At 65.2% G+C, this 18,412-nt stretch carries 22 protein-coding genes and 1 riboswitch; of the genes, 14 read left to right on the plus strand and 8 right to left on the minus strand.

All coding sequences use genetic code 11. The annotated features are described in order from the left end of the window. Positions 1–178 precede the first annotated feature (178 nt). The 3 genes from UB43_RS03145 to UB43_RS03155 all read left to right on the plus strand — a co-directional run bounded on the left by UB43_RS03145 (position 179) and on the right by UB43_RS03155 (position 2,358). Positions 179–529 (plus strand): 50S ribosome-binding protein YggL, encoded by a 351-nt coding sequence (locus UB43_RS03145; protein WP_045208312.1) that lies wholly within the window; start codon positions 179–181, stop codon positions 527–529. Between the two features lie 109 nt (positions 530–638). Then, positions 639–911, plus strand: coding sequence for a YceK/YidQ family lipoprotein (locus UB43_RS03150; protein WP_045208314.1), 273 nt, complete (start codon positions 639–641; stop codon positions 909–911). 85 nt (positions 912–996) lie between these two features. Then, positions 997–2,358: an FAD/NAD(P)-binding protein gene (locus tag UB43_RS03155; RefSeq protein WP_045208317.1), complete on the plus strand. Its 1,362-nt coding sequence runs from the start codon at positions 997–999 to the stop codon at positions 2,356–2,358. 78 nt (positions 2,359–2,436) lie between these two features. Here UB43_RS03155 and UB43_RS03160 read toward each other — a convergent pair whose 3' ends face one another. From UB43_RS03160 to UB43_RS03175, 4 genes are all read right to left on the minus strand, one after another. Then, a complete protein-coding gene (locus UB43_RS03160) occupies positions 2,437–2,796 on the minus strand; it encodes a hypothetical protein (RefSeq protein ID WP_017519512.1) in 360 nt (119 codons plus the stop codon). Positions 2,797–2,867: 71 nt separating this feature from the next. Further along, entirely contained in the window at positions 2,868–3,278 is a 411-nt protein-coding gene (locus UB43_RS03165; protein WP_052969494.1) for a hypothetical protein, read from the minus strand. Between the two features lie 32 nt (positions 3,279–3,310). Next, entirely contained in the window at positions 3,311–3,841 is a 531-nt protein-coding gene (locus UB43_RS03170) for an ATP/GTP-binding protein (protein ID WP_045208322.1), read from the minus strand. After that, positions 3,838–4,437 carry a hypothetical protein gene (locus tag UB43_RS03175; RefSeq protein WP_045208325.1) on the minus strand — a complete coding sequence of 200 codons (600 nt, stop codon included), beginning with the start codon at positions 4,435–4,437 and terminating at the stop codon, positions 3,838–3,840. The genes UB43_RS03170 and UB43_RS03175 overlap by 4 nt, the downstream gene beginning before the upstream one ends. 121 nt (positions 4,438–4,558) lie before the next feature. After that, positions 4,559–4,646, minus strand: a riboswitch (cyclic di-GMP riboswitch). Between the two features lie 230 nt (positions 4,647–4,876). On the opposite strand from UB43_RS03175, the gene UB43_RS03180 reads away from it, so the two are divergent. From UB43_RS03180 to UB43_RS03200, 5 genes are all read left to right on the plus strand, one after another. Then, a complete protein-coding gene (locus UB43_RS03180; protein WP_045208328.1) occupies positions 4,877–6,202 on the plus strand; it encodes an MATE family efflux transporter in 1,326 nt (441 codons plus the stop codon). Positions 6,203–6,250: 48 nt separating this feature from the next. Next, positions 6,251–6,466, plus strand: coding sequence for a DUF2970 domain-containing protein (locus tag UB43_RS03185; protein ID WP_045208331.1), 216 nt, complete (start codon positions 6,251–6,253; stop codon positions 6,464–6,466). 330 nt (positions 6,467–6,796) lie between these two features. Continuing rightward, complete coding sequence (locus UB43_RS03190) at positions 6,797–7,309, plus strand: PaaI family thioesterase (protein WP_045208332.1); 513 nt, start codon at positions 6,797–6,799, stop codon at positions 7,307–7,309. Between the two features lie 270 nt (positions 7,310–7,579). Continuing rightward, positions 7,580–9,238 carry a nitrite/sulfite reductase gene (locus UB43_RS03195; RefSeq protein ID WP_045208334.1) on the plus strand — a complete coding sequence of 553 codons (1,659 nt, stop codon included), beginning with the start codon at positions 7,580–7,582 and terminating at the stop codon, positions 9,236–9,238. Continuing rightward, complete coding sequence (locus UB43_RS03200) at positions 9,222–9,725, plus strand: DUF934 domain-containing protein (RefSeq protein WP_045208336.1); 504 nt, start codon at positions 9,222–9,224, stop codon at positions 9,723–9,725. The genes UB43_RS03195 and UB43_RS03200 overlap by 17 nt, the downstream gene beginning before the upstream one ends. A gap of 159 nt (positions 9,726–9,884) precedes the next feature. On the opposite strand, the gene UB43_RS03205 is transcribed toward UB43_RS03200, so the two are convergent. Beyond that, positions 9,885–10,463, minus strand: coding sequence for a TetR/AcrR family transcriptional regulator (locus UB43_RS03205; RefSeq protein ID WP_045208338.1), 579 nt, complete (start codon positions 10,461–10,463; stop codon positions 9,885–9,887). A gap of 123 nt (positions 10,464–10,586) precedes the next feature. Here UB43_RS03205 and UB43_RS03210 point away from each other — a divergent pair, with 123 nt between their 5' ends. Further along, positions 10,587–11,024, plus strand: coding sequence for a hotdog fold domain-containing protein (locus UB43_RS03210; RefSeq protein WP_045208340.1), 438 nt, complete (start codon positions 10,587–10,589; stop codon positions 11,022–11,024). Between the two features lie 11 nt (positions 11,025–11,035). Further along, positions 11,036–11,890 carry an alpha/beta fold hydrolase gene (locus UB43_RS03215; protein ID WP_045208343.1) on the plus strand — a complete coding sequence of 285 codons (855 nt, stop codon included), beginning with the start codon at positions 11,036–11,038 and terminating at the stop codon, positions 11,888–11,890. 21 nt (positions 11,891–11,911) lie between these two features. Here UB43_RS03215 and UB43_RS03220 read toward each other — a convergent pair whose 3' ends face one another. Together UB43_RS03220 and sohB are read right to left on the minus strand one after the other, a co-directional pair. Beyond that, positions 11,912–12,904 carry a YhdH/YhfP family quinone oxidoreductase gene (locus UB43_RS03220; protein ID WP_045208345.1) on the minus strand — a complete coding sequence of 331 codons (993 nt, stop codon included), beginning with the start codon at positions 12,902–12,904 and terminating at the stop codon, positions 11,912–11,914. A 74-nt stretch (positions 12,905–12,978) separates the two neighbouring features. Further along, a complete protein-coding gene (gene sohB / locus UB43_RS03225) occupies positions 12,979–14,007 on the minus strand; it encodes a protease SohB (RefSeq protein WP_045208347.1) in 1,029 nt (342 codons plus the stop codon). 211 nt (positions 14,008–14,218) lie between these two features. On the opposite strand from sohB, the gene UB43_RS03230 reads away from it, so the two are divergent. The 4 genes from UB43_RS03230 to UB43_RS03245 all read left to right on the plus strand — a co-directional run bounded on the left by UB43_RS03230 (position 14,219) and on the right by UB43_RS03245 (position 17,481). Beyond that, the gene (locus tag UB43_RS03230; RefSeq protein ID WP_045208349.1) at positions 14,219–14,929 is read left to right on the plus strand and encodes a histidine phosphatase family protein; all 711 of its coding nucleotides are present in this window, start codon (positions 14,219–14,221) and stop codon (positions 14,927–14,929) included. Positions 14,930–14,987: 58 nt separating this feature from the next. After that, entirely contained in the window at positions 14,988–15,299 is a 312-nt protein-coding gene (locus UB43_RS03235; protein ID WP_017519529.1) for an SCP2 sterol-binding domain-containing protein, read from the plus strand. A gap of 319 nt (positions 15,300–15,618) precedes the next feature. Beyond that, entirely contained in the window at positions 15,619–16,686 is a 1,068-nt protein-coding gene (locus tag UB43_RS03240; protein ID WP_045208351.1) for a phosphotransferase family protein, read from the plus strand. A gap of 27 nt (positions 16,687–16,713) precedes the next feature. Further along, positions 16,714–17,481: an SDR family oxidoreductase gene (locus UB43_RS03245; protein WP_045208354.1), complete on the plus strand. Its 768-nt coding sequence runs from the start codon at positions 16,714–16,716 to the stop codon at positions 17,479–17,481. 144 nt (positions 17,482–17,625) lie between these two features. Here UB43_RS03245 and UB43_RS03250 read toward each other — a convergent pair whose 3' ends face one another. Then, positions 17,626–18,270, minus strand: a complete 645-nt coding sequence (locus tag UB43_RS03250) for a hypothetical protein (RefSeq protein ID WP_045208356.1) — start codon at positions 18,268–18,270, stop codon at positions 17,626–17,628. Positions 18,271–18,412: the final 142 nt, after the last annotated feature.

Raw genomic sequence — 18,412 nt, forward strand, 5'->3', positions numbered from 1 at the left:
TCTGACGCCCTCCGCCGCGTCCGGGCCAATCCGGCGCGGCGGTTCATCAGTGCCATCCGGAAACCTTCGCTGCACTTCCTGCGCGGATACGGGATAATGCCGCCATCCTGGGCACCCCCGGGGCACAACGGATCGAAGCCGGCCACCCGCCAGGCTTCCGCTGACGAGAGAAACACAAATGAAATACCTCACCCCCGAACAGATGGCCAAACCGCGCAAGCGCCGCCTGCTGAAGAAACTGCGCCTGGCCGAGTTCCAGGAGTTCGGCTTCAGCCTGGAAGTGAACTACACCGGCGACCTGGATGACGTGCTGGATCAGTGGATCGCCTTCGTCGAGTCCGAGGGCTGGGTCTTTGTCGGCGGCGCTACCGAAGACGGCGAGTTCACCGGCTACCTGTGCCTGAACGCCGTTGGCAGCCTGACCGAAGCCGACCGCGAGACCACCCGCCTGTGGCTGGAAAAGCAATCCTGGGCCAAGTCCTTCGAACTGGGCGAGCTGAGCGACTGCTGGCACGGCCTGTTCGAATAATCGATACGCAAGGGCGGCTACTCCGGCCGCCCTTTCCGAATTCTCTTATTTCATCCTCCGTTGCTTCGGCAGCATGGTTCGACGACTTCCATCATCGTCGGAAATACCCATGTGCCGCCTTCTTCTCGGCCTGCTCCTTGCCGGCACCCTGTCCGGCTGCGGTACCGTGATCGCCCGTATCGACAATAACCACTGGACCAACGACACCTACTACAAGGGCGTGCAAGCCGATGCCAAGCTGCTCACCGGGCACCTCGATACGGGCTACGCCCCGATTGAGGCGCTCTGCTGGATAAGCATCGCCTGCCCGGTGGCCACGATCATTTTCATGCCGGTGGACGCCGTCATCGATACCGTGGCACTGCCCTTCGACCATCGCTAGCGGACACCGCTGCGCCCGTTCGCCACGATTGCCAGCAAGGCTTACCTCTGCGACCCTGCCCCGGTTAAAACAAGGAGCAGGTTGCATGGAACACATCGCCATTATCGGCAGCGGATTCTGCGGCACGGCACTGGCCATCCAGTTGCTGCGCACAGCACAAGGGCCGCTACGGCTCAGCCTGATCAACCGCTCCGGGCGCCTGGCACGCGGCCTCGCCTACGGAACCCGCTCCGCCAGTCACATCCTCAACGTGCCCGCCGAGCGCATGAGCCTGTTCCCCGATCAACCATCGGACTTCCTCGACTTCGCCCGGCTGCGGATGCCCGACGCGAAGCCCGGTGACTTCCTGCCACGACGCTTCTACGGCGACTACCTGCAGGACCGGCTCGGCCACGCCATCGCCGAAGCCGCTCCCGGCGTACGCTTCAGCAGCCATTGCCAGCAAGTGCTTGAACTGGCGGATCAGGGGGATCACCTGCGCCTGCTGCTCGACGACGGACAGCCTCTGGAAAGCCGCAAGGTGATCATCGCCACGGGGAACTTCACCCCGGCCACCCCGGGCCCGCTCAGGAGCCTGGAAGGCAATTCGCGCTATCTGCGCGACCCCTGGACACCCGGCGCCCTGGAAGGCATTCCCGCCGACGCCGAGGTATTGCTGCTGGGCGCCGGCCTGACCATGTACGACATGGCGCTTGCCCTACAGGACCAGGGGCATCGCGGCTCGCTGCTGGCGCTGTCCCGCCGCGCATTGTTGCCCCAGGCGCACCGCGACAACGCCAGCCATCCGCGGCTACCGGAACTGCCGGGAGCCTTCCTTCGTGACATGGGGCTGAGCCAGCGGTTACGCAACCTGCGCCAATTGATCCGCCAGGCAGCCGCGGATGGTCACGACTGGCGCGATGTCATCGCCGCGCTGCGCCCGGTCACCCCGCAGCTGTGGCAAGCCCTGGACGACAGGGAGCGCGCCCGCTTCCTGCGCCACCTGCAACCCTACTGGGATGTGCACCGCCACCGCGCCGCGCCACCGGTAGCCCAGCGCGTCAGCGACCTGCGCAACAGCGGCCAGTTACGCGTGCAGGCCGGCCGGGTGCTGGCGGCCAACGCTTCGGAAAGCGGCATCGAGCTGGAGATTCGCCATCGCGGTGCCGCACAACCCCAGCGGCAACACTTCGACTACCTGATCAACTGCACCGGCCCCTGCACTGACCTGCGCACCGTGAATGAACCACTGCTCAGCGGTTTACTGGATCACGGCGTGATCCGCCAGGACAGGCAAGGCCTGGGGCTGGACACCGACGACGGCTTCCGTCTGCTGGATGCGAGCGGCGAGGCCAACCCGAACCTCTACCTGCTCAGCCCGATGCTGCGCGCCAGCCACTGGGAGGCCACCGCCGTTCCGGAATTGCGCAACCACGCCGCACGCCTGGCCGAGCTGCTGCTGGCCTGAAACGAAGCTGGCCCGCAAGGGCCAGCCAAGTGTCATCGACGAGGGCGGGCCTCCCCGCCCGCTCCGGTTTGCGGGGCGTCAGATCGCCACCTGCGCCTCCACCTCCTGCAGTTTTCGCCGAGCCAGCGCCAGGTTGGCTTTCACCTTGTCCAGCACGTAGTACATGAACACTCCTTCGTGCTTCGCCATCGGCCGGATGATGTGGTACTGGCGGCCGAGGGTGATGAGGATGTCCTCGATCACATCGTTGAGCGCCAGCGACTTCATGGTCTTGAGCTTGGCGCGGACCACTTCGGTGTTGCCGGCCGCCGCCAGCTCCAGGTCCACGCCACCGCCTGCCTGCCCGAGCAGCATGCCGCTCTTGGCATCCACCACGGCCGACGCCAGGGCACCATCCAGGTTCAGCAGTTCGTCCAGCGATTGTTGCAGTGCTGCCATAGCGATAACTCCTCGAGTGCGCGTCCTGTTGTAGGGGCTCCGCAGCCGCGCGCGCCGCGAAGCCTTTTGTCTCAGCCGGCCAGCGACAGATCCGCCAGCCGGGTTGCCGTACGCTTGGCCTGGTAGAGCACCTGGCCGAGCATCTCCTCGCGGTCGGCGACCAGGTTGAGGATCATCGGGTGGCTCGGGTGCGGGATGTCGACGATGACGATGTAGCCTTCGCTGGCCTCGACTATCACGTTCTGATGCGGGCCGACTTCGCTCTCCTGGCCGACCATCGCGCCGAGTGCGGAGATCGAGCAGGCCATCGCCGCCAGCTTGGAAACCTCAAGCCCCTTGCCGGCGCGGGAAGCCACTTCGAAACCGTCGGTGGTGGCGATCACCGCAGCGCTCAGCCGGCCCAGGCTGGCGCCCAGTTCGTCCAGCGCCTGCTCGGCGTCGTGGCGCAGTCTTTCCGGCAGGCTCATCAGGGCATGTTCCATGGTCGACTCCAGTCGGTGGCGAACGTCAGGCCTCAGGCCGCCGTGCATTCCAGTTGCAGCAGGAGCAGGTCGAGCAGCAGCCGGACTTCCTCCGCCTCGCGTACGTCCACCTCGATCACCGGGAAGCTGTATCCGGCCGTCGCCAGGGCGGCGGCGTAGTCATCCAGGCCGGGATGGGGATTTCCCGGCAGGCGACCGACACCGATCACACAGGGGGCGTGGCCGATGCAGTCGGCAAAACCGTCGAGGTAGACGCGCAGGTCGCCCAGCGGGTCGGGCCGCGAATTGTCGATCAGGATCACCAACCCGAGCGCACCGCGGGCAAGGATTCCCCACATGAAGGCAAAGCGTGCCTGCCCGGGGGTGCCGTACAGGCGCAGGCGCTCGTCCGGGCCGAGCACCACTTCGCCGTAGTCCAGGCCGACCGTGGTACGCGCCTTGTCCAGGCTGGGGTCGTTGTTCTGCACATCGGTGCTGACCGGGGCGATATCGCTGATCGCCGCGATGGCAGTGGTCTTGCCAGCGCCCATGGTGCCGGTGAAGAGGATCTTGTATTCCCTCATTGGCGGGTCTCCGCAGTACCGCCCAGGCGGAGATGGCGGCGGATACGCGCCAGCAGGCCGATGGGCGCCGCGGTTTGCTGCGCGGGCGCAGCAGGCAGGGCCTCGGTGTGTTGGAGCATGTCCTGGGCAGCCATCAGGCGGACGAAGCTTTCCGCCACCGGGCGCGGCACTCCGGAGCGCTCGCACAGCTCATCCAGGCTCATTGCGCGCGCGCAGAGCAGCGTGGCCAGACGCACGTAGCGATGCTCCCCCTTGAGCAAGGAGGCTGCCGGCCAATGCTTCAGGCGCAGCGCTCCGCCGGGAGACGCCACTGGCCGATGGCCAATGGCGCGGGCGGCACGCTCCAGACAGTCGAAGACCTCGCTGGCACGCAGCGGCCAGTGCACCCAGAAGGGTTCGCCTTCGGCGGTACGCAATTGCACGCGCGGCTCACCCTCCTCGCCCTCGACCAGCAGGTCGGCCGGGCCGTCGACATACGCCCAGCTGGCCAGCGTGCGCCCGCTGAGCAGGCCGACGATGGATTTGAATACCACCTGATCCCGCAACGCCATCCGGGCGAACCCGTAGGTGTATTGAACCTGATACGGCTGATTCATCGGCGCGCTCCCTTTGGCCAACAAACACCATCAACCTGCACGGGTTGATCAGGAGGCTCACCGGGACGTTGGAAGATGCCGAGCGCAAGCTCGCAGAAGGCGCGGACGAACGTCCGGCCTGCTTGGCAACCCCGCGGTCATGGCCCTTCCGGGCTGTAGATCGGTGGCTTTGCGTCCCTGGCTTTCGCACAGGTTTGCCCTGGTCAATTGAGTCTCAGCGTAGTACGCCGATCTCGTACGCCAAGGCCAAAAAACGTGACGCACCTCACACAAATATCGGAAATATCGCCGGAACAACTTCGCAATATTCGTAGGCATATTCCGTTCTGAAAGGGGGCGGGAAACGCCCCCTTCGGCTAGGATTTCCTACAGCGAAGCCCCACCGGCACGGGCCCGCCGGATGTCCAAAACAGGCCGAAGCTCACTGCCCAGAGACGCCATGCTAGAGCGCCAGCGGTTCCAGAACATTCTCAGCCTGGGCTTGCCGATCATCGGCGGAATGCTCAGTCAGAGCCTGCTCAACCTGGTGGATGCGGCCATGGTCGGCCACCTCGGGGAAAAATCCCTGGCCGGGGTCGGTATCGGCAGTTACGCAAACTTCGTCGCCATTTCCCTTGTGATGGGTCTGGGCGCCGGTGTGCAGGCACTGGTGGCACGCCGACGGGGCGAAGGCCGCAGCGACGAACTGGCCGCTCCGCTGAATTGCGGACTGCTGGTGGCGCTGGGCCTGTCGCTGCCGATCACGCTGATCTGCCTGATGTTCGCCGAGCCTATCGTCCGCGCGCTGTCCAGCGACCCCGAGGTGCTCGCGGTCGGTATCCCCTACTTCGAATGGCGAGCCTTGTCGGTGCTTGCCGTCGGCCTCAATTTCTCCTTCCGCGGCTACTGGAATGGCACCCGGCGCTCGGGCATGTACATGCGCACCCTGGTGGTGATGCACCTGGCTAACGCGGGGATCAGCTACAGCCTGATCCACGGCCTGTTCGGCCTGCCCCGGATGGGGGCGGTGGGCAGCGGCCTGGGCACGACCCTGGCGCTGTACATCGGCTCGCTGATCTACGCCTGGATCACCTGGCGCGACGCCCGCGCCCAGGGCTCCCACGCGCGCCTGCCGGGCGAACGAGACATCCGCACCCTGCTGCGCCTGTCACTGCCCAACTCGTTGCAGCAGTTCTTCTTCGCCGCCGGAATCACCCTGCTGTTCTGGATCATCGCCCAGGTCGGAACCCGCGAACTGGCGGTGGCCCACGTGCTGATCAACCTGGCGCTGTTCCTGATCCTGCCCGGCGTCGGCCTGGGCATGGCGGCGACCACGCTGGTCAGCCAGAGCATGGGCGAGCGCGATTTCGACAGCGCGCACCGCTGGGGCTGGGACGTGGTGAAGGTGGCAGCCTGCGGCCTGGCGCTGCTGGGCGCGCCGTTCTGGATTTTCCCCGAGGCCATCCTGCGGCTGTTCGTCAGCGATCCCGCGCTGATCGAGTTGGGCCGGGTGCCGCTGATGCTCACAGGCATGGGCATGGTGATCGACGCGACGGCGCTGGTGCTGACCCAGGCGCTTCTCGGAGCGGGCGCCGTGCGCACGGTGATGGCGGTCAGCCTGGGCAACCAGTGGCTGTTCTTCCTGCCGCTGGCCTACCTGGTCGGCCCGGTGCTGGGAGGCGGGCTGCTGGCGATCTGGAGCATGCAGATTCTCCAGCGCGGGCTGGCCTCGGCGATCTTCGCGGTGATGTGGCAGAAGCGCCAGTGGACGCAGATCGAGCTCTAGCGCTTGCGCTTTCAGGAGCTAGGCTTGCAGGCAAAAGGAGGACCAACGATGGACGAGCAACAGAACAAGCCGCCGAGCTTCTGGCAGATGCTGCACAGCGTGCTGGCCGCGGCCTTCGGCGTGCAGAGCGGGCGCAACCGGGCGCGCGACTTCACCCACGGCAAGCCCAGTCACTTCATCGCCATGGGCATTCTCTTCACGCTGGTCTTCGTGCTGCTGCTCTACGGGCTGGTGCAATTGGTGCTGCATTTTGCCGGGCTCTAGTAGAGCCGGCGGCGGGATGAGGTACCGGGCGGGCCGCAGGACGACCCGCCGGCACCGCTGTCACTGATGGCTGACCCAGAATACGGCGGTGGCAACCACCAGCAGGATCAGGATGAACGCGGCGCGGGCATCGACGACGCTGTCGCTGGTCTTGTTCGACGTTTCTTCGCTCATGTTTCCCCCATCTTCTCGTTATTGGCTGAAGGACCACAGGCAAGAGTTAAGACCAGCCCCGCCCTCCCCTCAAGCAGGCCCGCCCTTTTCGCGCCCAGGCGAATGCCGTTAGGCTGCGTCCTCGACACGAACAGAAGACAAGAACAAGGAAGGGCCATGCAAGTCGATTCACTGCAACCTCTCGATTCGCTGCAAGACCGGGTCGCGCCGGAAGGCGTCTGCTATGGCTGCGGCGGCAGCAACCCGCACGGGCTGCACATCAAGAGCCGCTGGCACGAAGACGGCGTCCACGTCGTCGCCGAGCACCTGCCCGAAGCCAAGTACTGCGGCTGGCCGGAACTGGTCTACGGCGGCCTGATCGCCATGCTGGTGGACTGCCACTCGAACTGGACCGCCATGGCCTACCACTACCGTGCCGAAGGCCGCGAGCCGGGCAGCCTGCCGCGCATCGACTGCGTCACCGGCAACCTGGGCATCAAGTACATCAAGCCCACGCCCATGGGCGTGCCGCTGACCCTCAAGGCGCATGTCGAGGGCGAAGTCGGCCGCAAGAGCCGGATCATCTGCGAGGTCTACGCCGGCGACGTGCTGACCTGCATCGGCGATTCGATCTTCGTCCGCGTCGACACCTCGCAACTGCGAGATGCCGCCCACGGCCGCGAAGCCTGATCGACTGCCCATTGCGTCGCTGCCGTTTGAAATGGGTATAAAGGGCAGCGCCGCAACGGCGAGCCCAGGCACCGGCGCAAGCCCCCGCCCCGCCTGAGCCTCAGGCCTGGCGCGGCTTAGATCCGAAAGTTCTCGCCATATACTCAAACATCACTTTTGCGCATATTCCCGAACTGGTATCGTGCGCCCCACTCCGCGTGGAGCGCGTTGCCGTGCGCGCTGGGAAACGCAGTACGCCCTGAGCGCTATAGCCTGACAGCAGGATGATTCATGTACGTATATGACGAATACGATCAAAGGATCGTAGAGGATCGCGTCAAGCAGTTCCGCGATCAGACCCACCGTTACCTGGCGGGCGAACTGACCGGCGAGGAATTCCGCCCGCTGCGTCTGCAGAATGGCCTGTACATCCAGCGCTATGCGCCCATGCTGCGCGTGGCCGTGCCTTACGGCCTGCTGAACTCCCAGCAGGTTCGCAAGCTGGCGCAGATCGCCCGCGACTACGACAAGGGCTACGCGCACATCAGCACCCGCCAGAACGTCCAGTACAACTGGCCGGAACTGGAGGACGTGCCGGAAATCCTCGCCGAGCTGGCCACCGTGCAGATGCACGCGATCCAGACCAGCGGCAACTGCATCCGCAACACCACCACCGACCAGTTCGCCGGCGTCGCCCATGACGAGCTGGTCGATCCGCGCCCCTGGTGCGAGATCATCCGCCAGTGGTCGACCTTCCACCCCGAATTCGCCCACCTGCCGCGCAAGTTCAAGATCGCCGTCAACGGCGCCGTGAGCGACCGTGCCGCCATCGAGGTGCACGACATCGGCCTGGAAGCAGTGCAGAACGAAGCCGGCGAGCTGGGCTTCCGCGTGTCCGTCGGCGGCGGCCTGGGCCGTACCCCGATCGTCGGCAACTTCATCAATGAATTCCTGCCGTGGAAGCACCTGCTGTCCTACCTGGACGCCATCCTGCGCGTGTACAACCGCTATGGCCGTCGGGACAACAAGTACAAGGCGCGCATCAAGATCCTGGTGAAAGCGCTGACGCCGGAAGTCTTCGCCCAGAAGGTCGACGCCGAATGGGCGAACCTGAAGGACGGCCCGAGCACCCTGACCGACGCCGAGCTGCAGCGCGTGGCCGCGCACTTCGTCGACCCGGCCTACCAGGCCCTGGAAAACCAGGACGCCGCCCTCGCCCAGCTCGACGCCGAGAACCCCGGCTTCGCCCGCTGGCGCAGCCGCAACACCTTCGCCCACAAGAAGCCCGGCTACGTCGCCGTAACCCTGTCGCTCAAGCCCACGGGCGTTGCGCCCGGCGACATCACCGACAAGCAGCTGGACGTGGTCGCCGACCTGGCCGACCGCTACAGCTTCGGCGAAGTGCGCAACAGCCATAACCAGAACATCATCCTCGCCGACGTCGAGCAGGCGCAGCTGTTCACCCTCTGGGGCGAACTGCGCGAGAACGGTTTCGCCACCCCGAACGTGGGCCTGCTGACCGACCTCATCTGCTGCCCGGGCGGTGACTTCTGCTCCCTGGCCAACGCCAAGTCGATCCCGGTGGCCGAAGCCATCCAGCGTCGCTTCGACGACCTGGACTACCTGTTCGACATCGGCGCCATCGACCTGAACATCTCCGGTTGCATGAACGCCTGCGGCCACCACCACGTCGGCCATATCGGCATCCTCGGCGTGGACAAGAAGGGCGAGGAGTTCTACCAGGTCTCCCTCGGCGGCAGCGCCAGCCGCGACGCCAGCCTGGCACAGATCCTCGGCCCGTCCTTCGCCCAGGAGCAGATGGCCGACGTGATCGAGAAGATCATCAAGGTCTACGTGGAACAGCGCACCGAAGAGGAACGTTTCCTCGATACCTACCGTCGCATCGGCATCGACCCCTTCAAGGAGCGCGTATATGCAGCGAATCATTAAGCACCGCGAGGTCGTCGACGACCGCTGGCACCTGCTGCCCAAGGACGCGACCCTCGAGACCGTGCCCAACTGCGACGACGTGATCATCCCGCTGAACCTGTGGCTGGAGCACGGCCCGGCCCTGCGCGGCCGCGACGGCGGCCTGGGCGTCTGGCTGGATGCGGACGAAGAGCCCGAAGCCATCGCCGGCGACCTGGACCACTTCAAGGTGATCGCCGTGAACTTCCCGGCCTTCACCGACGGCCGCGGCTTCAGCACCGCGCGCCTGCTGCGCGAGCGCTTCGGCTACAAGGGCGAAGTGCGCGCCATCGGCGATGTCCTGCGTGACCAGCTGTTCTTCATGCAGAGCTGCGGCTTCGACGCCTACGCCATCCGCGCCGACCGCGATCCGCAAGCGGCGCTGGCGGGCCTGGACGACTTCAGCGAGGTCTACCAGACCTCGGTGACCCAGCCGCAACCGCTGTTCCGTCGCCGCCAGCTGGCCTGATCCAGCGACATGAAAAAGCCCCGCATCGCGGGGCTTTTTCTTTTGCTCCTCGTAGGAGCGAGCTTGCTCGCGAACCGACCCAGCGCCGCCACTGCCGGGAACACCGTTCGCGAGCAAGCTCGCTCCTACAGAGGGCGCCCCGTCTAGACCGGCAGACACTCAGGCGCGCACGCTTTCCCAGGCAATCTGCGCCAACTGATCGCGGCAATCGATCAGGTCTACCTTCGTCCGCCCGGCCAGCCAGTTGCGCGCGTAGTCCTGGCTCGGACCAATCACCACCGAATTGAACAATTCCGGCGCCAGCTCCTTGAAGGCGCCAGCCTTGCGGTGCTCGGAAAGCAGCCCGGCAATGCGCCGCCCCTGTTCGCGGTTGGCCTCGCGCAACGCCTCGCCCACCTCACCGGCCTCGACGCGCCCCCTGCTGTGCAGGATGAAACGCGCCCACTCCGGATTGGCCGCCACCCAGTCGACGTAGCAGGTGACGAACAGCTTCACGCAGGCCTCCGCACTCATTCCGTCCTCGATTCCGGCATCGAGCAGCGCCGCGTACTGGCCAACGCCCGTGAGGTACAGCGCGCCGATGATGCGTTCCTTGTTGCCGTAATGGTGGTACAGGCTGCCGATGCTGGCGCCGGAGCGGTCGCGGATCATCTCGATGGTGGTGGCGTCCACGCCGGATTCGCTGAAGCAGGCCAGCGCGGCCTGGAGAATGTCGTCTTTGCGGGAAGGTCGGGCCATGGGGTTCCTGTTGGAAAAACCGCTGGAACACAATTCTAGAATATTTTTCTAGAATTAATTTCTAGTCTTCGTATACTGCCTGGGCGCGCATCCATCTTCAATCCGCTTTGCCCCGGAGTTGCCATGAGTCAGATGATGCAAATGTACCAGCAGGCCGGCCCCGCGCAGTTCAGCGCCATGATCGGCCAGGTCGCCCCCTACTTCGCCAGCATCGCCCCGCAGTTCGTCGAGCTGCGCCCAGGCTACGCGGAAGTGACCTTCCCCAAGCGCCGCGAAGTGCTCAACCACATCGGCACCGTGCACGCCATCGCCCTGTGCAACGCTGCCGAACTGGCCGCCGGGACCATGACCGACGTGTCGATCCCCCAGGGCCGCCGCTGGATTCCCCGCGGCATGACCGTGGAATACCTGGCCAAGGCCGACGGTGATGTACGCGCCGTGGCCGATGGCCGCGCGGTGGACTGGAACCAGGAAGGCGACGTCATCGTCCCGGTGCTCGCCTATGTCGGCGACAAGAAGGTCTTCCGCGCCGACATCACCATGTACATCAGCCAGGCCTGAGGGACCGCGCCATGATCACACCGCTTCCCCGCCCGCTGGACAACGGCAATGGCCAAAGCCTCTCCAGCCACTGGTACTACCCGCCCGGCGAAGCCCGCGGAGCGGTGCTGATCGTCCCCGCCATGGGCGTCGAGCAGCGCTTCTACACGGCCTTCGCCAACTGGCTGGCCGAGCGCGGCTACCTGACCGTGACCTTCGACTACGTCGGCATGGGCAAGTCCCGCGCCGGGCACCTGCGTGACCTGGACGTCGACATCCTCGCCTGGGGCAACCATGACTGCAGCGCCATGCTCGATGCCGTGGTCGAAGCGGCCGGCGAGTTGCCGGTGTACTGGATCGGCCACAGCCTGGGCGGGCAGATCCTGCCCTTCGTGCGCGGCAACGAGCGCATCCACCGCGCCTTCACCATCGCCACCGGCAGCGGCTACTGGCGCGAGAACACCAAGGGATTGCGGCACAAGGCCTGGCTGCTCTGGTACCTGCTGGCGCCAACCATCACGCCGCTGCTGGGCTACTTCCCCGGCAAGCGCCTGGGCGTGGTCGGGGACCTGCCGCGCGGGGTGATCGAGCAATGGCGACGCTGGTGCCTGGACCCCGAGTACTCGGTGGGCGCGGAAGGTGGCGCAGTGCGCGAGGCGTACTCCTCGGTGAGCACACCCATCACCTCCATCTCCTTCACCGACGACGAGATGATGTCCGGGCGCAACACCGAGTCGTTGCACGGCTTCTATCGTGGCTCGCCGAAGACGCTGAAGAGAATCGCGCCGGAGGATATCGGCGTGAAGCGCATCGGCCACTTCGGCTTCTTCAGAAGCCAGTTCGCCGATTCGCTGTGGGCGGATTACCTGCTGCCGGACCTGGGATGACACCCAGGCCCGGCGCGGGCGTCAATCCAGGTTGACCAGCACCCGACCCACCAGCTTGCCGGCCAGGATCTGGTGGATGGCGGCCGGCAGGTCATCGAGCTTGACCTCGCGCACCGCCGCCTCCAGGTTGTCGAGCTTCCATTGCAGGGACAGCTTGTCCCACATGGATGCCTTGACCACCAGCGGCAGCTCCACCGAGTCCACGCCCAGCAGGTTCACGCCGCGCAGGATGAACGGCAGCACGGTGGCCTTGAAGGCGGCGCCGGCGGTCAGGCCGCAGCAGGCGACGCTGCCGCCGTACTGCAGCGACTTGACCACGTTGAACAGGATGTCGCCGCCCACGGTGTCCACGGCGCCGGCCCACTGCTCGCGCAGCAGCGGCTTGTCGACGCCGTCGGAAACGGTGGCGCGGTCGAGTATCTGCCGTGCGCCGAGGCGGTTCAGCAGCTCAGCCTGTTCCAGCTTGCCGGTAGCGGCGGCCACGGTGTAGCCCAGCTGCGCCAGCAGCATCACCGCGATACTGCCCACGCCACCGGTGGCGCCGGTGACCAGGATCGGCCCGGCGGACGGCGTCAGGCCGGCGCGCTCGAGCTTGTCGACGCACAGTGCGGCAGTCAGGCCGGCGGTGCCGAGGATCATCGATTCACGCAACGACAGGCCCTGCGGGCGCTTGATCAGCCAGGCCGCGGGCACGCGGATGTACTGGCCGAAGCCGCCCGGCGTGTTCATGCCCAGGTCGTAGCCGGTGACGATGACTTCATCGCCGGCGGCGAATTCGCCCACCGAGGACTCTTCCACCACGCCGGCGGCGTCGATGCCGGGAGTGTGCGGGTACTTGCGGGTGACGCCACGGTTGCCGCTGGCGGACAGCGCATCCTTGTAGTTGAGCGAGGAATACTTCACCCGCACCAGCACTTCACCCGCCGGCAGATCGGCAATCTGCCGCTCGGCCACCTGCAGGTCATGCACGCCATGCGCGCTCTCCGTGACCCACAACGCCTTGAATGCACTCATCTCGACCCTCCTCTTTCGAATTCGCTAGAACGGGCGCTATCCCGGCGCCCGACACCCAATCTTTGCCAGAAGCATCATTGCCAGAAGCGGCTGCGGCCCAGGCGGTCCCACCAGGTCACCAGCACGCGATCGATCACGCCGCTGACGCCCACGCCGAAGCGCTCCTGGATGGACTTCTTCTGCACGTAACTGAGCTGGTAGACATCCGCCTCGCGGGCGCGTTCGGCCAGGTATTCGTCACTGGTCTTGAGCTCGTCCACCAGTTTCTTGCCCAGCGCCGCCTGGCCCAGCCAGACCTCGCCAGTGGCAATCTCGTCGATGGCCAGCTGCGGGCGGTAGTGGACGACGAAGCGCTTGAACAGCTCGTGGGTGGTTTCCAGGTCTTCCTGGAATTTCTCCCGGCCCTTCTCGGTGTTCTCGCCGAACACGGTCAGGGTGCGCTTGTACTCGCCAGCGGTGAGTACTTCGAAATCGACATCGTGCTTCTTCAGCAGGCGATGGATGTTGGGCAACTGCGCCACCACGCCGATGGAGCCGAGGATGGCGAAAGGCGCGGAAAGGATACGCTCGCCGATGCAGGCCATCATGTAGCCGCCGCTCGCCGCAACCTTGTCAACACAGACGGTCAACGGCACGCCAGCCTGGCGGATGCGTGCCAGCTGGGAAGCGGCCAGGCCATAGCCGTGGACCATGCCACCGCCGCTCTCCAGGCGCAGCACCACTTCGTCGCGCGGGGTGGCGAGGGTCAGCAGCGCGGTCACCTCATGGCGCAGTTGCTCGGTGGCCGAGGCCTTGATGTCGCCATCGAAGTCGAGCACGTAGACGCGATTCTTCTCGCCGCCCTTCTTCTTTTTCGCGTCCTTCAGCGTTTTCGCCTCGGACTTGCGCAGGGCCTTGAGCTTGGCTTTCTCCAGCACACTGTGCTGCAGGCGCTCGCGCAGCTCCTTGTAGAAGTCGTTGAGCTTGTGAACCTCAAGATGCCCGCTGCCGCCGCGACGACCGCGGCCGCGCAGTGCAGCGATCACCACCAGGACGATCACGATGGCCACCACCACGGTGAAGGTCTTGGCCAGGAAACCTGCGTAATCCGCTAGAAACTCCACTCACATCCCCTTTTACAATTCTGTACGCGCACGCGTGACAAGCGCTGTGAATCCCGCAAGCATACCCACGCCGCCGGCCCGCCACCAGCGCTGGCAAACCGCTGTATCAGTCCAGCGAATGCCATTCAAACAAGCGTATGTTTTTTCGTTGACAGCCCCAGGTGATCCTCATAACCTCGCCGGAACTTTCAGCCCTGCCGGGAACGCGCGCGTGGGAAGCATCTACCTGATTCGACATGGCCAGGCTTCGTTCGGTGCCGACGACTACGATGTGCTCTCGGCCACCGGCGTGCGCCAGGCGGAAATCCTCGGCGAGCACCTGGCCAGCCTCGGCCTGCGCTTCGACCGCTGCGTCGCTGGCGACCTGCGCCGCCAGCGCCACACCGCCGAAGCGGTGATGGGCCGGCTGAACGAGGCCGGAATCGCCACGCCCTCCCTGGAAATCGATTCCGCCTTCAACGAATTCGAAGCCGACGCGGTGATCCGCGCGCACCTGCCGGACCTGCTCGAGATCGAACCGCAGGCCCTGCACATCATGCGCAACGCCGCCGACCACCGCGCCGAGTTCCAGCGCCTGTTCTCCACCGTGATCGCCCGCTGGGTTTCCGGCGACCACGACAAGGACGGCCTGGTCAGCTGGGCCGAATTCCTCGACACCGTGCACGGTGGCCTCAAGCGCCTGCTGGAATCGGCCAGCGGCAAGGACAACATCGGTGTGTTCACCTCCGGCGGCACCATCACCGCCGTCCTGCAGATGATCACCGGTATTCCGCCGCTGAACGCCTTCGAGCTCAACTGGCAGATCGTCAACACCTCGCTCAACCGCCTGAAGTTCCGCGGCAGCGAAGTGGCCCTGGCTTCCTTCAACAGTCACGTGCATCTGGAACTGTTGAAGGCGCCGGAACTCATCACCTATCGTTGAGAACCGGCCCATTGCGACGCGAGCGTCGCGCGAGAAAACCTAGAAAAGGAATAGAACCATGAGTGTTGCTGACATCGTTTCCACCATGAAGAGCAAGTTCAACGCCAGCGCGGCCGCCGGCCTGGATCTGGTGTTCCAGTTCAACATCGAAGACGGCGACAACCACTACCTGGTCGTCAAGGACGGTACCTGCGAAGTGGTACAGGGCGACGCCGAGTCCCCCAACGTCACCCTGATCATGGACAGCGAGACCCTCAAGGGCATCACCAGCGGCGAAACCGACGGCATGCAGGCCTTCATGGCTGGCAAGCTGCGCGCCGAAGGCGACATGATGCTGGCGATGAAGCTGGGCGAACTGTTCCCGGTCTGAGTCCGAGGCAACAGCCCCGCGCGACGCGAAAAACCGGAGTCCATGGCTCCGGTTTTTTTATGCCCGCGCCCCGCTGCAAGGCCCGGATCAGGCAGCTTGATCGGGGTGCAACACGAACGCCAATAACGTCCCGCCGTGCTTGTGAGCGGCAGACGTCGACATTAGATTAGCCAATGATCACCCGGCGCCATCATTGCTTTGCCTGATCCTGCCGCAACCCATCAGGCCAGAGCACGACGCCACCTTGCGCGCCACCCTTGCCCGCCGCTTTCGCTGCGGTGCGATGACCCGTACAAGCCCAGTACAAGAAGGGACCAGCATGTCGTTGACCGACCAGACCATCCGCTCCCGCGAAGGTGAAGAACTCGACGCCGCCGTGATCGACGGCTACCTCAAGGATCACATTCCCGGCCTGCAGGGCCAGCCGCGCATCAGCCAGTTCCCCGGCGGCGCGTCGAACCTGACCTACCTGATCCAGTACGACAACCAGGAGCTGGTCCTGCGCCGCCCGCCGTTCGGCAAGAAGGCCAAGTCCGCCCACGACATGGGCCGCGAATACCGCATCCTGAACCAGCTCAAGGACGGCTTCCCCTACTGCCCCAAGGCGTACGCCTACTGCACCGACGAATCGGTGATCGGCGCCGAGTTCTACGTCATGGAACGGGTCAACGGCATCATCCTGCGCAGCGACCTGCCCAAGGAACTGAACCTCGACGCGCCGCAGACCACCGCGCTGTGCAAGAGCTTCATCGACAAGTTCGTCGACCTGCACAACGTCGACTACAACGCCTGCGGCCTGGGCGACCTGGGCAAGCCCGAGGGCTACGTGCAGCGCCAGATCGGCGGCTGGATCGATCGCTACGAGAAGTCCCTGACCCCCGACGCACCGGCCTGGGAACAGGTGAAGGTGTGGCTGCGCGAGAAGATGCCGGCCGACCACCACAAGCCGGGCATCGTCCACAACGACTACCGCTTCGACAACGTCATCCTCGACCCGAACAACCCGATGCAGATCATCGGCGTGCTCGACTGGGAGATGACCACCATCGGCGACCCGCTGATGGACCTGGGCAATACCCTCGCCTACTGGATCGAAGCGGGCGACCCGCAGCCGATGCAGATGCTGCGCCGCCAGCCCAGCCACGAGCCGGGCATGCTGACCCGCCAGCAGTTCGCCGACTACTACGCCGAGCGCGCCGGCATCCAGATCGACAACCTCGATTACTACTACACCTACGGCCTGTTCCGCCTGGCCGGCATCATGCAGCAGATCTACTACCGCTTCTTCCACGGCCAGACCCAGGACAAGCGCTTCGCCACCTTCATCCATGCCAACAAGCTGCTGGAACAGGTGAGCCTGCAGGTCATCGGCAAGTCCCGCCTGTAACGGCGCCCCAGAACAAGGAGAATTTCCATGTCCAAGACCCAACTGTTCGACCTCGAAGGCAAGATCGCCTTTGTCTCCGGTGCCAGCCGCGGCATCGGCGAGGCCATCGCCAAGCTGCTGGCCCAACAGGGCGCCCACGTGATCGTCTCCAGCCGCAAGATCGATGGCTGCCAGGCCGTGGCCGACGAGATCGTCGCCGCCGGCGGCAAGGCCACCGCGATTGCCTGCCACATCGGTGAAATGGAGCAGATCCAGGCCGTCTTCGCGCAGATCCGCGAGCAGTTCGGTCGCCTGGATATCCTGGTCAACAACGCCGCCACCAACCCGCAGTTCTGCAACGTGCTGGACACCGACCTGTCGGCCTTCCAGAAGACCGTCGACGTGAACATCCGCGGCTACTACTTCATGTCCATCGAAGGCGGCAAGCTGATGAAGGCCAATGGCGGCGGCAGCATCATCAACGTCGCGTCGGTCAACGGCGTCACCCCGGGCGAGTTCCAGGGCATCTACTCGGTGACCAAGGCCGCGGTGATCAGCATGACCAAGGTCTTCGCCAAGGAATGCGCGCAGTTCAACATCCGCTGCAACGCCCTGCTGCCGGGCCTGACCGACACCAAGTTCGCCTCGGCGCTGGTGAGCAACGACGCCATCCGCAACGTTGCCCTGCAGCGCATCCCACTCAAGCGCGTGGCCGACCCGAGCGAAATGGCCGGCGCCGTGCTGTACCTCGCCAGCGACGCCTCCAGCTACACCACCGGCGTGACGCTGAACGTGGACGGTGGCTTCCTCGCCTAAGCGTTATCGCGGAAATGAAAAAGGGAGCCATTCGGCTCCCTTTTTTGCCTTTTGTAGGAGCGAGCTTGCTCGCGAACCGCATCGCACCATGAAACGCCAGCGTGAGACGGGTTCGCGAGCAAGCTCGTTCCTACAGACAGCGGATTACTGCCACTCCTTGAGTGCCTGATTGGCCGCCGCATTCATCGGCTCGGCGGTCAGCCCGCCCGCGCCATAGCGCACGGCGAAAACCGCCTGGTCGGCCATTGGCAGGTAGTTCACCCGCCCGGCTTTCGGCACGAAAGTCAGCAGATCATGCTGGCCATCGCGCAGCCAGCGCCACAGGTCGATCCCCGGCGCGTCGGAAACCAGCGACACCTTGCGCCCGAGGGACTGCTGCTCGACCGCCAGGAAGCGGCCGGACAGGTCCTGCAAGCGATAGCCGGGCGCCATGCCGATCAGCCGTGCCAGGCCTTTCCACTCCAGTACCCGCGCATCCAGCTGCCAGAGATCACCGGCCAGCTCCACGCGACGCTCCGCATCGCCCTGCAGCAGCGTCACCTCAAACCGCTGCTCGGCGACCTTGTGGAAGCTCAGCGTCGCCAGCGGGCGCTCTGCCGGCAGCGGGTCGTAGCTGCGCAGATCCCAGGCCACCAGCGCCACCAGCGCGGCAACAGCCACGAACAGCATCCCCGCCGTGCCCCGCAACCAGCCGAGGAACCAGTGACGGTCGAACAGAATGCGGGCGGCTACCACCAGGGCCAACAGCGCCAGGATGGCAACGACCCAGGCCAGACCGTCGTACTGCATCGAATGATTTCCTTCCTCGTAGAAATGCCGGCATTATGCGCACCGCGTACCTGCGCGGCCAGCCAGACCGTCGCAGCTTTCGGGCCCGTTAACGTTTCCCGCGCACCACTCTTTACGAGAGAGTGGCGCCACGGGCCCCCGA

Source organism: Pseudomonas sp. 21 (genome assembly GCF_000955805.1).
GTDB lineage: Bacteria > Pseudomonadota > Gammaproteobacteria > Pseudomonadales > Pseudomonadaceae > Pseudomonas.

Bases quoted from the DNA above. Each gene is read 5' to 3' on its own strand.
- UB43_RS03240 (WP_045208351.1), top strand. From the start codon at position 15,619: ATGTCGTTGACCGACCAGACCATCCGCTCCCGCGAAGGTGAAGAACTC.
- UB43_RS03235 (WP_017519529.1), top strand. From the start codon at position 14,988: ATGAGTGTTGCTGACATCGTTTCCACCATGAAGAGCAAGTTCAACGCC.
- UB43_RS03155 (WP_045208317.1), top strand. From the start codon at position 997: ATGGAACACATCGCCATTATCGGCAGCGGATTCTGCGGCACGGCACTG.
- UB43_RS03160 (WP_017519512.1), bottom strand. From the start codon at position 2,796: ATGGCAGCACTGCAACAATCGCTGGACGAACTGCTGAACCTGGATGGT.
- UB43_RS03220 (WP_045208345.1), bottom strand. From the start codon at position 12,904: ATGAGTGCATTCAAGGCGTTGTGGGTCACGGAGAGCGCGCATGGCGTG.
- UB43_RS03165 (WP_052969494.1), bottom strand. From the start codon at position 3,278: ATGGAACATGCCCTGATGAGCCTGCCGGAAAGACTGCGCCACGACGCC.
- UB43_RS03245 (WP_045208354.1), top strand. From the start codon at position 16,714: ATGTCCAAGACCCAACTGTTCGACCTCGAAGGCAAGATCGCCTTTGTC.
- UB43_RS03150 (WP_045208314.1), top strand. From the start codon at position 639: ATGTGCCGCCTTCTTCTCGGCCTGCTCCTTGCCGGCACCCTGTCCGGC.
- UB43_RS03190 (WP_045208332.1), top strand. From the start codon at position 6,797: ATGCAAGTCGATTCACTGCAACCTCTCGATTCGCTGCAAGACCGGGTC.
- UB43_RS03215 (WP_045208343.1), top strand. From the start codon at position 11,036: ATGATCACACCGCTTCCCCGCCCGCTGGACAACGGCAATGGCCAAAGC.
- UB43_RS03175 (WP_045208325.1), bottom strand. From the start codon at position 4,437: ATGAATCAGCCGTATCAGGTTCAATACACCTACGGGTTCGCCCGGATG.
- UB43_RS03170 (WP_045208322.1), bottom strand. From the start codon at position 3,841: ATGAGGGAATACAAGATCCTCTTCACCGGCACCATGGGCGCTGGCAAG.
- UB43_RS03205 (WP_045208338.1), bottom strand. From the start codon at position 10,463: ATGGCCCGACCTTCCCGCAAAGACGACATTCTCCAGGCCGCGCTGGCC.
- UB43_RS03210 (WP_045208340.1), top strand. From the start codon at position 10,587: ATGAGTCAGATGATGCAAATGTACCAGCAGGCCGGCCCCGCGCAGTTC.
- UB43_RS03145 (WP_045208312.1), top strand. From the start codon at position 179: ATGAAATACCTCACCCCCGAACAGATGGCCAAACCGCGCAAGCGCCGC.
- UB43_RS03195 (WP_045208334.1), top strand. From the start codon at position 7,580: ATGTACGTATATGACGAATACGATCAAAGGATCGTAGAGGATCGCGTC.
- UB43_RS03185 (WP_045208331.1), top strand. From the start codon at position 6,251: ATGGACGAGCAACAGAACAAGCCGCCGAGCTTCTGGCAGATGCTGCAC.
- UB43_RS03180 (WP_045208328.1), top strand. From the start codon at position 4,877: ATGCTAGAGCGCCAGCGGTTCCAGAACATTCTCAGCCTGGGCTTGCCG.
- UB43_RS03200 (WP_045208336.1), top strand. From the start codon at position 9,222: ATGCAGCGAATCATTAAGCACCGCGAGGTCGTCGACGACCGCTGGCAC.
- UB43_RS03250 (WP_045208356.1), bottom strand. From the start codon at position 18,270: ATGCAGTACGACGGTCTGGCCTGGGTCGTTGCCATCCTGGCGCTGTTG.